11 protein-coding genes and 2 tRNA genes are annotated in these 14,078 nt (G+C 70.2%); 10 read left to right on the plus strand and 3 right to left on the minus strand.

Annotated features, from left to right (window positions below; all coding sequences use genetic code 11):
* Positions 1-1,821, minus strand: a complete 1,821-nt coding sequence (locus AHIS1636_RS14575) for an ABC transporter ATP-binding protein (protein ID WP_264796567.1) — start codon at positions 1,819-1,821, stop codon at positions 1-3.
* A gap of 110 nt (positions 1,822-1,931) precedes the next feature.
* On the opposite strand from AHIS1636_RS14575, the gene AHIS1636_RS14580 reads away from it, so the two are divergent.
* The 6 genes from AHIS1636_RS14580 (at position 1,932) to AHIS1636_RS14605 (ending at position 7,924) form a co-directional block, all read left to right on the plus strand.
* Positions 1,932-2,378, plus strand: a complete 447-nt coding sequence (locus tag AHIS1636_RS14580) for a MarR family winged helix-turn-helix transcriptional regulator (RefSeq protein WP_264796568.1) — start codon at positions 1,932-1,934, stop codon at positions 2,376-2,378.
* A 32-nt stretch (positions 2,379-2,410) separates the two neighbouring features.
* Entirely contained in the window at positions 2,411-3,913 is a 1,503-nt protein-coding gene (gene gltX / locus AHIS1636_RS14585) for a glutamate--tRNA ligase (protein ID WP_264796569.1), read from the plus strand.
* Positions 3,914-4,065: 152 nt separating this feature from the next.
* Positions 4,066-4,137, plus strand: a tRNA-Gln gene (locus tag AHIS1636_RS14590).
* Positions 4,138-4,257: 120 nt separating this feature from the next.
* Positions 4,258-4,330 (plus strand) — tRNA-Glu (locus AHIS1636_RS14595).
* 196 nt (positions 4,331-4,526) lie between these two features.
* Entirely contained in the window at positions 4,527-6,287 is a 1,761-nt protein-coding gene (locus tag AHIS1636_RS14600; protein ID WP_264796665.1) for a GTPase domain-containing protein, read from the plus strand.
* On the plus strand, positions 6,284-7,924 hold the full coding sequence (locus AHIS1636_RS14605; protein WP_264796570.1) for a GTPase family protein: 1,641 nt from the start codon (positions 6,284-6,286) through the stop codon (positions 7,922-7,924). Before AHIS1636_RS14600 ends, AHIS1636_RS14605 begins: the two co-directional genes overlap by 4 nt.
* Here AHIS1636_RS14605 and AHIS1636_RS14610 read toward each other — a convergent pair.
* Positions 7,917-8,444: a DUF1697 domain-containing protein gene (locus tag AHIS1636_RS14610; RefSeq protein WP_264796571.1), complete on the minus strand. Its 528-nt coding sequence runs from the start codon at positions 8,442-8,444 to the stop codon at positions 7,917-7,919. The two genes, AHIS1636_RS14605 and AHIS1636_RS14610, sit on opposite strands and share 8 nt — an antisense overlap.
* 171 nt (positions 8,445-8,615) lie before the next feature.
* On the opposite strand from AHIS1636_RS14610, the gene AHIS1636_RS14615 reads away from it, so the two are divergent.
* On the plus strand, positions 8,616-9,614 hold the full coding sequence (locus AHIS1636_RS14615) for a thiamine-phosphate kinase (RefSeq protein WP_264796572.1): 999 nt from the start codon (positions 8,616-8,618) through the stop codon (positions 9,612-9,614).
* 56 nt (positions 9,615-9,670) lie between these two features.
* Here AHIS1636_RS14615 and AHIS1636_RS14620 read toward each other — a convergent pair whose 3' ends face one another.
* Positions 9,671-10,390 (minus strand): IclR family transcriptional regulator, encoded by a 720-nt coding sequence (locus AHIS1636_RS14620; RefSeq protein ID WP_264796573.1) that lies wholly within the window; start codon positions 10,388-10,390, stop codon positions 9,671-9,673.
* A gap of 159 nt (positions 10,391-10,549) precedes the next feature.
* Between AHIS1636_RS14620 and leuC the strand changes: the two genes are divergently transcribed.
* The 3 genes from leuC to murA all read left to right on the plus strand — a co-directional run bounded on the left by leuC (position 10,550) and on the right by murA (position 14,062).
* A complete protein-coding gene (gene leuC / locus AHIS1636_RS14625; RefSeq protein WP_264796574.1) occupies positions 10,550-12,016 on the plus strand; it encodes a 3-isopropylmalate dehydratase large subunit in 1,467 nt (488 codons plus the stop codon).
* 15 nt (positions 12,017-12,031) lie between these two features.
* The gene (leuD, locus tag AHIS1636_RS14630; RefSeq protein ID WP_264796575.1) at positions 12,032-12,631 is read left to right on the plus strand and encodes a 3-isopropylmalate dehydratase small subunit; all 600 of its coding nucleotides are present in this window, start codon (positions 12,032-12,034) and stop codon (positions 12,629-12,631) included.
* Positions 12,632-12,745: 114 nt separating this feature from the next.
* Positions 12,746-14,062, plus strand: a complete 1,317-nt coding sequence (murA, locus tag AHIS1636_RS14635) for a UDP-N-acetylglucosamine 1-carboxyvinyltransferase (RefSeq protein WP_264796576.1) — start codon at positions 12,746-12,748, stop codon at positions 14,060-14,062.
* Positions 14,063-14,078: the final 16 nt, after the last annotated feature.

Below are 14,078 nucleotides of genomic sequence, written 5' to 3' on the forward strand. Positions count from 1 at the left end.
TCAGGCCGCGAGCGCCGCGTAGCGCCCGCCGTACTCGAGCAGGGACTGGTGCGTGCCCGCCTCGGCGACCCTGCCGCCGTCGAGCACGGCGATCTGGTCCGCGTTGCGCACGGTGGAGAGCCGGTGCGCGATGGTGATGGTGGTCCGGCCGACGGACAGCTGCTCGAAGGCCTCCTGCACGGCCCGCTCGGTCCGGGTGTCCAAGGCACTCGTGGCCTCGTCGAGGATCAGGATCCGGGGATTGCGCAGGAGCGTCCGGGCAATGGCCAGGCGCTGCTTCTCCCCGCCGGAGAAACGGTGGCCGCGTGAGCCGACCATAGTGGCGTAGCCGTCCGGGAGGGAAGCGATGAGCTCGTGGATCCGGGCCCCGCGGGCGGCCTCGATGATCTCGTCGTCGGTCGCGTCCGGCTTCGCGTAGCGCAGGTTCTCGGCGATGGTGGCATGCATGAGGTAGGTATCCTGGCTGACGACGCCGACGATCCGCGCCAAATCGGCCAGCCGCAGGGCGCGGATATCGACGCCGTCGATGGTCACCCGGCCGTCCTCGGGATCCTGCAGCCGCGCCAGGAGCGAGGCGAGCGTGCTCTTGCCGGACCCGGTGGCGCCGACCAGGGCCAGCGTGCTGCCGGCGGGGACGTCCAGGCTGACGCCGCTGAGCGCCTTGCCGGTGCTGCCCGGGTAGCTGAAACTGACGTCCTCGAAGCGGACATCGCCGCGGACCCTGGCCGGTTCGATGGTGCGGGGGGAGGGCGGGTCGGCGATCTCTACCGGCAGGTCGAGGTACTCGAAGATCCGGGCGAAGAGCGCCAGCGAGCTGATGACCTGCACGCCGACATTCAGCAGGCCCATGAGCGGGCGGAAGAGGCCGGTCTGCAGCGTAGTGAACGCGACGACGGTGCCGATCGACAGGGCGCCGGCGGTGGCGGGAAGCCCGGCCGCCAGGTAGATGACGGCGGGGACCGCCGCGAAGATGATGCTCATGGTGGCCATGCGCCAGCGGCCGGCCAGTTCCGAGCGCAGCTCCAAATCGATGAGCCGGCTCGAGGAACGGGCGAAGCGGTCGGCCAGGGCCGGGCCGGTCCCCATGGTCTTGCTGAGCTGGATTCCGCTGATGGACAGGCTCTCCTCGACCGTCACGTTCAGGTCCGCCAGCTCGCGCTGCTTCGCCGCGGTGACGGCGAGCCGCAGCTGCGCGACCTTGCGGGTCAACAGCACGGCCGGGGGCATGACGACCAGGGAGATCAGTGACAGCTGCCAGGACAGGGCGGTCATGGCCGCGGCGGTGGCAACCACTGTGGTCAGGTTCGCGGCGATGCTGGTGGCCGTGCTGGTCACGACCTGCTGCATGCCTCCGATGTCATTGGTGATGCGTGACTGGATTTCCCCGCTGCGGGTGCGCGTGAAGAAGCCTACGGACTGGCGCTGGAGGTGGGTGAAGACCTCCGAGCGCAGCCGGTGCATGACCCGCTGGCCGACCCGCGTGCTGATCCAGGTCTGCACCACGCCCAGCACGGCGGTCAGGACGGCGACGGCGAGCATGCCCGCGACCAGCGCCACGAGCAGCTCCAGGTTGCGGTCCGGCAGGGCATCGTCAATCACGGCGCGGAGCAGGAACGGCGACGCCATCGAAACGATGGACGACGCCACGATGACCACGGTGACGAGGGCGAGCGCCCCGCGGTGCGACCTGAAGAGCGCAGCGATCCGGCGGAGGGGCACATGCCGGGCCTGGTCGCGCTCCGCCGCGGTAACCGCACGGGCGGCCCGGCGGCCGGCACCGCCGTCCGTCCCCGGCAAGGGGCTCGATGAGAAGGATTCCACAGGGAATCACCCCCGTTCTGCTGAGGGGGAGCGGCGGACTGGGCGCCGCCGCTATTGGTGAGGTGGCCTCACTATGAGGATACAACAGGCATTTCTGCTAGCCTATTCCCATGGCCGAAGAAAACCTGCTGGATGCATTCTGGGCCGTGGCCCGGGCCCTGCGCGGCCGCTCCCGCAGCATGCTGCAGCCGTGGGGCATCTCGCCCTGGCAGTCGCGGGCCTTGGGGGAACTTGGGCGGCATGGACCGATGCGTCTCGGCGTCCTCTCTGAAAGGCTGCGCATCGCTGCCAGGTCCACGACCGAGGTGGTGGACGGGCTGGAGGCCCTGGGCCTGGTGGCGCGCGAACCCGACCCGGGGGATCGCCGGGCCACCGTGGTGTCGCTGACACCCGAGGGCGAACAGCGGCGCAGGGATATCAGGGCGGCCCAGCTGGCCGAAGCCGATGAGTACTTCAGCGTGCTCACACCCGAGGAGCGGGAGTCCCTGGCACTGTCGCTGCGGAAGCTTCGCCCGGAGCGCGGAGGCGGGACCGGGGAGGCCCCGCCGTCGGGATAGCGGGCCGCTCGTCCACTAAACTGGGTGGCACTATGACTACTGATGCTGCCCCCGCCTCTACTTCCGACGAAACGACTGTCCGCGTCCGGTTCTGCCCGTCGCCGACCGGAACGCCCCACGTGGGCCTCATCCGCACGGCACTGTTCAACTGGGTCCATGCCAAGCACACCAAGGGCACGTTCGTCTTCCGCATCGAGGACACCGACGCGGCACGGGATTCGGAGGAGAGCTACGAGCAGCTGCTCGAGGCGCTGAAATGGCTCGGCATCACGTGGGACGAAGGCGTGGAAGTGGGCGGGCCGCACGAGCCCTACCGCCAGTCACGGCGGCTGGACCTGTACAAGGATGTCGTGGCCAAGCTGCTCGAGGCGGGCTACGCCTACGAGTCCTACTCGTCCCCGGACGAGGTCGAGGCCCGGCACAGGGCGGCCGGGCGCGACCCGAAGCTCGGCTACGACAACTTCGACCGCGACCTGACGGACGAGCAGGTCGCGGCGTTCAGGGCCGAGGGTCGCGAACCGGTGCTGCGCGTCCGGATGCCTGACGAGGATGTCACCTTCACCGACCTGGTGCGCGGCGACATCACCTTCAAGGCCGGCAGCATCCCCGACTACGTGATTGTCCGCGCCGACGGCTCACCGCTCTACACGCTGGTCAACCCGGTCGACGATGCGCTGATGGGAATCACCCACGTGCTGCGCGGCGAGGACCTGCTCTCCTCCACGCCGCGCCAGGTCGTGCTGATCCGCGCCCTGATGGAGCTGGGCATCGCAAAGTACATGCCGGAGTTCGGCCACCTGCCGTACGTCATGGGCGAGGGGAACAAGAAGCTCTCCAAGCGCGACCCGGAGTCCAACCTCTTCCTGCTGCGGGACCGCGGCTTCATTCCGGAGGGCCTGCTCAACTACCTGGCGCTGCTGGGCTGGAGCCTCTCGGCGGACGAGGACATCTTCACGGTCGAGCAGCTGATCGAGAACTTCGACGTCCACGATGTGCTGGCGAACCCCGCACGCTTCGACCTGAAGAAGGCCGAGGCGATCAACGGAACCCACGTCCGCATGCTCGAAGCCGAAGACTTCCGCAACCGGCTGGTGCCCTACCTGCGGACGGCAGGCCTCGTCGGCGAGACCCTGACGGACCGTGAAAACGAGATCCTCACCGAGGCTGCCCCGCTCGTCCAAGAGCGCATCGGCCTGCTGGGCGAGGCGCCCGAGATGCTGTCCTTCCTGTTCAAGGCCGACGACGGGATCGATGTCGCCGCCGACGCGCGAAAGGGCCTGCCGGAGAACCTGGCCGAGGCGCTGGATGCCGCGCTGGCCGCGCTCGAGCCGGTCGGGGACTGGACGGCGGAGAACATCCAGCAGGCGCTGCGCAGCGCCTTGGTGGACGGCCTCGGGCTCAAGCCCCGGCTGGCGTTCGGGCCGGTCCGCACCGCAGTGTCCGGCCGCCGGATCTCGCCGCCGCTGTTCGAGTCCATGGTCATCCTGGGCAAGGACTCCTCCCTGGCCCGCATTAAGGCCTTCCGCAACGCCTGATTGACGGCACTTCCGGGCAGTGTGACGCACGGCTCAGCCAAAAAGGCCCCTCTCGTTTTGAAAAACAGCGGGAGCATCCGGTAGAGTAATTACTCGTGCTGAGGGGCTCAGCCGGTCAGGAAGGCTTGGCGGGCAAGGTCCGGAAGTGCCATTGGGATATGGTGTAATTGGCAACACAACGGTTTCTGGTACCGTCATTCTAGGTTCGAGTCCTGGTATCCCAGCGCTGGCAGGTCCGCTGTTTTCCGGCGGATTTGAATCAAATCGAAGGATTTGGCAGCCGGGCGGAAGGTATGCAATACTCTTCTAGCCCGATCGGCGAAAGCCGGTTAGGAAAAGTGCAAGGCCCCATCGTATAGCGGCCTAGTACGCCGCCCTCTCACGGCGGTAACGCGGGTTCGAATCCCGCTGGGGTCACCGATGGCCGGTCCCGGACAGGAATGTCCGGGACCGGCTTTTTCGTATTCCGGTGCCTTTCCCGGGTTTGGCGTTATACGCCAAAAAGAGTCCCGAACACGGTTTTCCACACCGTTTTCCGTGCTCCCGTTTGCCGGTTTTCCGCTGCGGGTGTTTTCCGCCCTATTTCCCGGTCGCGGCAAACATGGCTGGCATGATGGTGTCCGTGGACAGTACGACGGAAGCGGCGACGCACCCCGGGCCGGAGGGCGCGGTCCTGCTGCAGGAGGTCCGGGACCGGCTCGAGGCCGTGGAGCTGCCCCTCGACCTGCCTGAGGCGGCGGCTGCCCGCAGGAGCGCCCGGGCTGCGGCCGTCCAGCTCGACGATTACATCCTGCCCCGGCTGCGCAGCCTGGATGCCCCGCTGCTCGCCGTCGTGGGGGGATCGACAGGCGCGGGCAAGTCGACCCTGGTAAACGCGCTGGTGCAGCGGCCCGTCTCCCGGGCCGGAGCCATCCGCCCCACCACCCGCCAACCGACCCTGGTCCACCACCCCGCCGACCGCCGGTGGTTCGAGGACCAGCGCATCCTCCCCGGACTGAGCCGGCTCACGCCCGCCGCCGGAGACCCGGGCGCGGCGTCCGGTGACGGCGGTTCCCTGCGACTGGTGGCCGACGCCGTCGTGCCTAGGGGCGTCGCCCTGCTGGACGCACCGGACATCGACTCCGTCTCCGAGCAAAACCGGCTGCTGGCGTCGCAGCTGCTCTCGGCCGCGGACCTCTGGCTGTTCGTGACCACGGCCAACCGCTACGCCGATGCCGTACCCTGGCACCTCCTCACGGAGGCCGCCGGACGCAACATCACGGTCGCCGTCGTACTGGACCGCGTGCCGCCGGGCGTGGAGGAGGAGGTGCGGGAGGACCTGGCCGCTATGCTTCAGCACCGCGGCCTGGGCGAGGCCAAGCTGTTCGTCGTTGCGGAGACCGCGCTGGACGGGCGGGGCATGCTGCCGCTGGAGGCGGTGGCGCCGATCCGCGAGTGGCTTGCCCGGCTCGCTGCGGACGCCCCGGTTCGCGCCGGGATCGCGCGGCGCACGCTCGGCGGCGCGGTGGGACTGCTCGGCGCCAAGGTCGCCGACGTGGCCCGGGCCGGGGAGGAACAGGCCGCGGCCGCCGAACGGCTGCGCTCGGACGCCCTCGGCGCCTACCGGGCGGCCACGGCGCGGGCGCTGGCCGCCACCGAGGACGGAACGCTGCTGCGCGGCGAGGTGCTGGCGCGGTGGCAGGACTTCGTCGGCACCGGCGAGTTCTTCCGCTCCCTCGAAAGCGGCATCGGACGGGTGCGCGATCGCGTGGCGGCGTTCTTCAGCGGCCGCCCGGAACCGTCGGCCACGGTGGAGACAGCCATCGAATCCGGCCTGCAGTCGGTGATCGTGGAGGAGGCCGAAAAAGCGGCCGAAGACACCCAGGCCCGCTGGCGGGACGATCCTGCCGGCCGGCAGCTGCTGGCCGGCGCGGACCTGGCCGGCGCCGGGGAGGGATTCGCCGGGAAAGCCGCCGCGCAGATCCGGGCCTGGCAGGGGGACCTGCTGGAGCTGATCCGGACCGAGGGGACGGACAAGCGGTTCAAGGCGAGGATGCTGTCGTTCGGCGTGAACGGTCTGGGGGTGGCACTGATGATCGTCGTCTTCGCGACCACCGGGGGACTCACCGGGCTGGAAATCGGCGTGGCCGGCGGGACCGCCGTCGTAGGCCAGAAGCTGCTGGAGGCCGTATTCGGCGACGACGCGGTGCGTCGGCTGGCGGGCAAGGCGCGTGCAGGCCTCCGGCAGAGGACGCAGGAGTTGATGGACGAGGAAGCCCGGCGGTTCCTGGACCGGCTGCCGGTGCTGGCCGGGGATAGCCCCGCGGAATGGCGGGAGCTTCGCGCCCGGCTGGACGACCTCGCCGCGCGCATCGGAGCGGGAGACCCGGTATGAGCCGCCATCGCGGGGCCGGGGATGCCTCCACGCTGCAGAAGCGGCTGGAAGCGCTGTCCGAGGCCCGGGAGCTGGCCGGGGACAGGCTGCGGGAGCAGGAGCTGGCGCCGGTCCTGGGCGTGCTCGAGCGGGCCAGCGCGCGGCGGTCGCTCTCCGCCGACCACACCGTCGTCGGCTTCTTCGGCGCCACCGGAGGCGGAAAGTCCTCGCTGTTCAACGCCGTGACCGGCGGCCGCATCGCCGTCGCGGCGGCCCGCCGGCCGACGACCGCGGAGCCGCTGGCCGGCATCCGCACGCCGGAGGGGAGCGGACCGCTGCTGGACTGGCTGGAGGTGAAACAGCGGCACGTCCTTCCGGATGACGGGTCCGCGGACAACCCGCCCGGCCTCATCCTGCTGGACCTGCCGGACTTCGATTCCACGGCGGCCGAGCACCGGCGGATCGTGGAGCGGCTCGTGGGGCAGGTGGACGTCCTCGTCTGGGTCGTGGACCCGCAGAAGTACGCCGATGCCGCGCTGCACAACGGCTTCCTGCGCGGGTTGGCCTCGCACGAGGCCGTGACCATGGTGGTGCTGAACCAGATTGACCGGCTCGCTCCCGACGAGGTGGAGCCGGTGCTGGCTTCCCTCCGGGAGACGCTCGCCGCGGACGGCCTCGCCAACGTGCAGATCCATCCGGTGTCGGCCGCGACCGGAGCCGGGGTGGACGGACTGCGCGCGGCGCTCGGCGACGTGGTGCGCCGGCGCCGGGCAGGAACCGAGCGGCTCCTGGCGGACGTGGCAGCCGGCGCCGACGCCCTGGCCGGCGCCGCCGCGGACTCGGACCTGCCGGCGCCGTCGAAGGACGCCCGGCGCAGGCTCTCCAACGCGCTGGCCACCACCGCCGGAGTGGAGCGGGTTGCGGAAACGGTCGGCCGCTCGTACCGGCGGCAGGCGCACCGGCACACCGGCTGGCCCCTCACCCGCTGGCTCGGGCGGCTCCGCCGGGATCCGCTGAAGCGGCTCAACCTGGACCGCCGGGACATCGATCCCGCGCTGAGCCGGTCTTCGCTGCCCGCACCCGGCCCGGCCCAGCGGGCCCAGGCCGACGCCGCGCTGCGCGAGTTCGCCGACGCGGCCGGGCGGGGCGCCCCCGAGGCCTGGCGCGCATCGATCCGGCGGGCGGCCCGTTCCCGGGCGGACGTCCTTCCGGATGCCTTGGACCAGGCGCTGGCCCACACCGACCTGGGTTCGAACCGGAAATCCTGGTGGTGGCCGCTCGTCGGCCTGCTGCAGTGGGTCGCCCTGGCTGCCGCGCTGGCCGGCGCGCTGTGGCTGCTGGGCCTGGCGGTACTCGGCTACCTGCAGTTCGAAGTGCCGCCCGCTCCGCGCGTCGAGGGCTTCCCCGTGCCGACCCTCATGCTCGCCGCCGGCGTACTGCTCGGCGTGTTGCTGGCGCTGCTGTCCGCGGCCGTCGCCCGCGCCGTAGCGGGGTCCCGGACGGCGAAAGCGCGGCGGCGGCTGCGCGCCAGCGTGGACGAGGTGGCCCGGGCGCAGGTGATCGCCCCGGTGGAGGACGAGGTCGAGCGCTGCAACCGCTTCAGGCACGCCGTCGCGGCCGCGCGGAACGGCAGCGCCGTCAAAGCCGGTCTCAGGTGAGGGCCGCCAGAACCTTGTGCAGCGTCCGCAGGTTGCGGGTCGTCGTCGTGCTCTTGTAGCGCTGCTTGGCGCTCAGTTTGTTCACCGGGCTCTCCAGCGTGCTTCCCTTGGCCACCGTCCACGCGCTGGCCTCCGGCCCGAGCCGGTGCTGTTCGGCGCCCGCGGCTGCGGCGGCGTCGAAGAGCTCCTCCAGCGCGTCAGGATCGGACGCCAGAGTGATGTAGGCGTGCACGTCCGGGGTATCCGCCGGGTAGGGGCAGTCGGCCACCAGCTCCGCCAGCCGCTGCGCGGTGAGCACGATGACCCAGGCGTCGTAGCCGAAGCGCTCGCGCAGCTTCGCCTCCACCAGGGCCTTCACCTCACCGGCCGGCGCCTCGCTGGAACAGACGACGTTCCCGCTGGCGAGCAGCGTCTTCACGCCGGCCAAAGGCAGCTCGGCGAGGGCCTGCCGCAGGTCCGCCATCTTGAGGTTGATGCCGCCCACATTCACGCCCCGCAGGAACACCGCATAGCTTGTCATGGGCCGGATCATACCGGGGATCCGGCGGAGGTGTCAGCGCTTAGCCCGGCACTACGGGCCCGACAGCTCCGGCCCTACAACGCCGGCCCGGTGGGCGGCTCCGGCCGCGTGATAGGTTCCAGTGCGGAAGCCAACCAGGCCGACGTGAACTGACGTGAAAGGGAGTGACGGGTGTCCGATGACCGGCGCACGGTAGCCGAACTGGATGAACGCGGGCTGCTGGAGCTGATCTTCCCGCGGCTCGGCCCGGACGGCGCACTGGTCGGACCCGGCGACGACGCCGCCGTCGTCGCCGCCCCGGACGGGCGCACCGTGCTGTCCATCGACACGCTCGTGCAGGACCAGGATTTCCGGCTGGACTGGGCCGGCGGCTACCGGAGTTCCGGCTTCGACGTCGGCTGGAAGTGCGCGGCGCAGAACGTTTCCGACATCAACGCGATGGGCGCGGTTCCCACCTCCCTGGTCGTCAGCCTGACCTTGCCGGGTACGACGCCGGTGGGCTGGGTCGAGGAACTTGCCGACGGTCTGCGCGCGGCGCTCCAGGAGCTGGGCGCGGACCGCTGTGGAGTGGTCGGCGGGGACCTGGGCAAGGGGCCGGTCATCGTCGTGACGGCGGCGGTCACCGGTGACCTCGAGGGCCGCGCGCCGGTGCTGCGCTCGGGGGCGCGGCCTGGAGACATCGTGGCGGTGGCCGGAACCCCGGGCCGCGCGGCCGCAGGACTCGCCCTGCTCGAGAAGGCGCCCGACTACGCCGCCCTGCCGCCCGCGCTGCGCCGGCTGACCGGACTGCAGTCCCGGCCGGTGCCGCCCCTGGCAGCGGGGCCGCTGGCCGCACGGGCCGGAGTGCACGCCATGATGGACATTTCCGACGGGCTGGTCCGCGACGCCGGCCGGCTGGCCCGCGCCGGCGGCGTGGCCCTTGACCTCGACGGTGCCCTCCTGCGGGATTTCGAAGCGGAGCTGCGCCCGGCCGCCGAACTGCTGTGCGCCGACCCGCGGAACTGGGTGCTCGGCGGGGGAGAGGACCATGGGCTGCTGGCGGCCTTCGGACCGGAATCGGAGCTTCCGGAAGGCTTCCACGCCGTCGGCTCGGTGCAGGCCGGCGCGCCGGCCGTCACCGTGGACGGTGCCGTGCCGGAAGTGCTCGGCTGGGACCACTTCCGCGGCTAGCGCCGGAAGTGGTCACGCGGCCGGGCCCGCGGCTCAGCGCCGGACCGGCCCGGGGTTCAGTCGTTGCTCTTGCGCAGGGCCTCGGTGAGCTGCTGGGCGGCCTGGACGACCACCTCGGCATGGATCCGGCCCGGCTGCCGGCTCAGCCGCTCGATCGGCCCGGAGATGGAGACGGCGGCGATGACACGTCCGGAAGGACCCCGCACCGGCGCGGACACGGAGGCGACGCCGGGTTCGCGTTCGCCCAGGCTCTGGCCCCAGCCGCGGCGCCGGACCCCGGCGAGCACGGTCGGCGTGAACCGCGCGCCCCGCAGTCCCTCGAGGAGCCGCTCGTGGTCCTCCCAGGCCAGCAGGACCTGGGCCGCGGAGCCGGCCTTCATGGACAGCTGCGTCCCGACCGGGATCGTGTCGCGCAGGCCAACGGGCCGCTCCGCCGATGCCACGCAGACGCGTGCGTCTCCCTGGCGGCGGAAAACCTGGGCGCTCTCGCCCGTGGCGTCGCGCAGGCTGAGGAGCACCGGCCCGGCCGAAGCGATGAGCCGGTCCTCGCCGGCCGCGGCCGCCAGTTCCACCAGCCGCCGGCCCAGCACGAACCGTCCCTGCATGTCCCGGCTGACCAGGCGGTGGTGGACCAGCGCCAGCGCCAGCCGGTGCACCGTCGGCCGCGCGAGGCCGGTGGCCGCGACCAGCTGCGCCAGCGAAGTCGGTCCTGCTTCGAGGGTGTCCAGCACCATGACGGCCTTGTCGATGACTCCGACGCCACTTGAATTGTCCATAAAATGATATTGACGTCTCAATATCTGAGATGCAAGTCGGCTCGCTGGCGCGCAATCGGGCGGTCCTGACAGGATTTAAGTACACACTTCTGCGGTCCGAGACGATGCGGCACTCCTGTCCTCGGGCGGCCGCGCTGTCACTGACGGAGGGAGCTGGCCATGGCCGGTACGAGTGCGGGCAAGACGCTCGCCGAGAAGGTTTGGAATGCGCACGTCGTGCGCCCCGGCGAAGGCGAAGGCGCCGCACGCCAGCCCGATCTGATCTACATCGACCTCCACCTCGTGCACGAAGTGACGTCCCCGCAGGCATTCGAGGGGCTGCGCCTGGCCGGCCGCAAGCTGCGCCGGCCGGACCTGACCATCGCCACCGAGGACCACAACACTCCTACGCTGGATATCGACAAGCCGATCGCCGACCCGACCAGCCGCACGCAGATCGAGACCCTGCGCACCAACTGCAAGGAATTCGGCGTCCGGCTGCACTCACTCGGCGACGCGGAGCAAGGCATCGTCCACGTGGTCGGCCCGCAGCTCGGCCTGACCCAGCCGGGCCTCACCGTGGTCTGCGGCGACTCCCACACCTCCACCCACGGCGCCTTCGGGGCGCTGGCATTCGGCATCGGCACCTCCGAGGTGGAGCATGTCATGGCCACCCAGACCCTCTCGCTGAAGCCGTTCAAGACGATGGCCATCAATGTAGAAGGCACGCTGCGGCCGGGCGTCACCGCCAAGGACATCATCCTCGCCGTGATTGCCAAGATCGGCACCGGCGGCGGCCAGGGCTACGTGCTGGAGTACCGCGGTTCGGCCATCCGCTCGCTGAGCATGGAAGCGCGCATGACCATCTGCAACATGTCCATCGAGGCCGGCGCCCGCGCCGGCATGGTGGCGCCGGACGACACCACCTTCGACTACCTCAAGGGCCGCCCGCACGCGCCCGAAGGCGCGGACTGGGACGCCGCCGTCGACTACTGGCGCACCCTGCGCTCGGACGACGACGCCGAATTCGACGCCGAGGTCTTCCTGGACGCGGACACCCTGGAGCCGTTCGTGACCTGGGGAACCAACCCCGGCCAGGGCGTTTCGCTCTCGCAGGCCGTGCCTGATCCGGACGACTTCGCGGACGAGAACGCCAAGGCCGCCGCCCGGCGCGCACTGGACTACATGGCCCTGGAGGCCGGTACGCCGATGAAGGACATCCGCGTGGACACGGTCTTCCTCGGCTCCTGTACCAACAGCCGCATCGAGGACCTGCGGATCGCGGCGGACATCATCCGCGGCCGGAGCAAGGCCCCCAACGTGCGGATGATGGTGGTCCCCGGCTCGGCCCGCGTGCGGCTGGAAGCCGAGGCCGAGGGGCTGGACAAGGTGTTCAAGGAGTTCGGCGCCGAATGGCGGTTTGCCGGCTGCTCGATGTGCCTGGGCATGAACCCGGACCAGCTGGCTCCGGGGGAGCGCTGCGCCTCCACGTCCAACCGCAACTTCGAGGGACGCCAGGGCAAGGGCGGACGCACCCATCTGGTCTCGCCCGTGGTCGCCGCCGCGACCGCGGTCCGCGGCACGCTGAGCTCGCCGTCGGACCTGGACCCCATTAACGATGACGCCGTGTCCCGGCCTGCTGCCTAAGGAGCTTTGAGGATTATGGAGAAGTTTTCGACCCACACCGGCATCGGCGTTCCGCTGCGCCAGTCCAACGTGGACACGGACCAGATCATCCCGGCCGTCTACCTGAAGCGGATCACCCGCAGCGGCTTCGAGGACGCCCTGTTCGCCGCTTGGCGGAAGCAGGAGACCTTCATCCTGAACCAGGAGCCGTTCAGCCGCGGTTCGGTCCTCGTGGCCGGCCCGGACTTCGGTACCGGCTCCTCCCGCGAGCACGCCGTCTGGGCGCTGAAGGACTACGGCTTCAAGGTGGTCCTCTCTTCCCGGTTCGCCGACATCTTCCGCGGCAACTCGGGCAAGCAGGGCCTGCTGGCGGCCGAGGTCGCGCAGGACGACATCGAGCTGATCTGGAAGGAACTGGAGAACCATCCGGGTACCGAGGTCACTGTGGACCTGCAGGCCAAGACGGTGGTCTGCGGAACCCTCACCGCGCCGTTCGAGATCGACGACTACACCCGCTGGCGCCTGCTCGAGGGCCTGGACGACATCGGCCTGACGCTGCAGCACGAGGGGGACATCACCGCCTACGAGCAGACCCGTCCGGCCTGGAAGCCGAAGACGCTGCCGGCCCGGACCTAGCGCGCCACGGTGGTGAACGCCACTGTATTTCGGGATGATTGCGGTAGCTTCTATGCTTAGCTGAGGCCTTCGCGAAGTCTCGAGGGCCCTGCCAATTTAAGGAATCAGGTGTTTATGGCAAGCGTTTTGACCATTCGCGGTGGAGTCCCGCTCACGGGAAAGGTATCCGTACGGGGAGCCAAGAACCTGGTCCCCAAGGCGATGGTCGCCTCGCTGCTCGGCAACGAGCCGTCGGTGCTCCGGAACGTGCCGGAGATCAAGGACGTCGACGTCGTCACCAGCCTGCTGCGCCTCCATGGCGTGGATGTGGCGAAGGACCCGGTTTCGGGCGACCTGACGCTGGATCCGTCGCACGTCAAGACGGCGCAGATGAAGGACATCGATGCGCACGCCGGCGATTCCCGGATCCCGATCCTGTTCTGCGGGCCGCTGATCCACAGCATCGGCGAGGCCTTCATCCCGGACCTCGGCGGCTGCCGCATCGGGGACCGGCCGATCGACTACCACCTCGAGGTGCTGCGCCAGTTCGGCGCCGTCGTGGACAAGCGCGAGGGCGGCATTTCCATCTCCGCGCCGAAGGGCCTCAAGGGCGCCAAGCTCTCGCTGCCCTACCCGAGCGTCGGCGCCACGGAACAGGTCCTGCTGACCGCCACGCGCGCCGAGGGCATCACCGAGCTCAGCGGCGCGGCGATCGAGCCGGAAATCATGGACCTGATCGCGGTGCTGCAGAAGATGGGCGCGATCATCAGCGTGCAGACGGACCGCGTGATCCGGATCGAGGGCGTGGAGCAGCTGCGCGGCTTCAACCACCGCGCGCTGCCGGACCGCAACGAGGCCGCCTCGTGGGCATCGGCCGCGCTGGTGACCGAGGGCGACATCTATGTGGAGGGCGCGGTCCAGGCGGACCTGACCGCGTTCCTGAACACGTTCCGCAAGATCGGCGGCGAATTCGACATTGACGACCAAGGCATCCGGTTCCGCCACACCGGCGGCAAGCTCTCGCCGCTCGTGCTCGAGACGGACGTGCACCCGGGCTTCATGACGGACTGGCAGCAGCCGCTGGTGGTCGCCCTGACCCAGGCTGCCGGCGTGTCGATCGTGCACGAGACCGTCTACGAAAACCGCTTCGGCTTCACCCAGGCCCTGGTCCGGATGGGCGCAAACATCCAGCTGCACCGCGAGTGCCTGGGCAGCGTGCCCTGCCGCTTCGGCCAGCGCAACTTCCTGCACTCGGCCGTCATCTCCGGACCGACGCAGCTGCGCGGCGCGGACATCGACATCCCGGACCTGCGCGGCGGCTTCAGCCACCTGATCGCGGCCCTGGCCGCCACCGGAACGTCCCGGGTGACCGGCCTTGAGCTGATCAACCGCGGTTACGAACGGTTCCAGTCCAAGCTGGAAAGCCTCGGCGCGGATTTCGACATTGTCTGAGGCGCCGGCGCAAGGA

Origin of the sequence: Arthrobacter mangrovi, assembly GCF_026011795.1 — a bacterium.
GTDB lineage: Bacteria > Actinomycetota > Actinomycetes > Actinomycetales > Micrococcaceae > Crystallibacter > Crystallibacter mangrovi.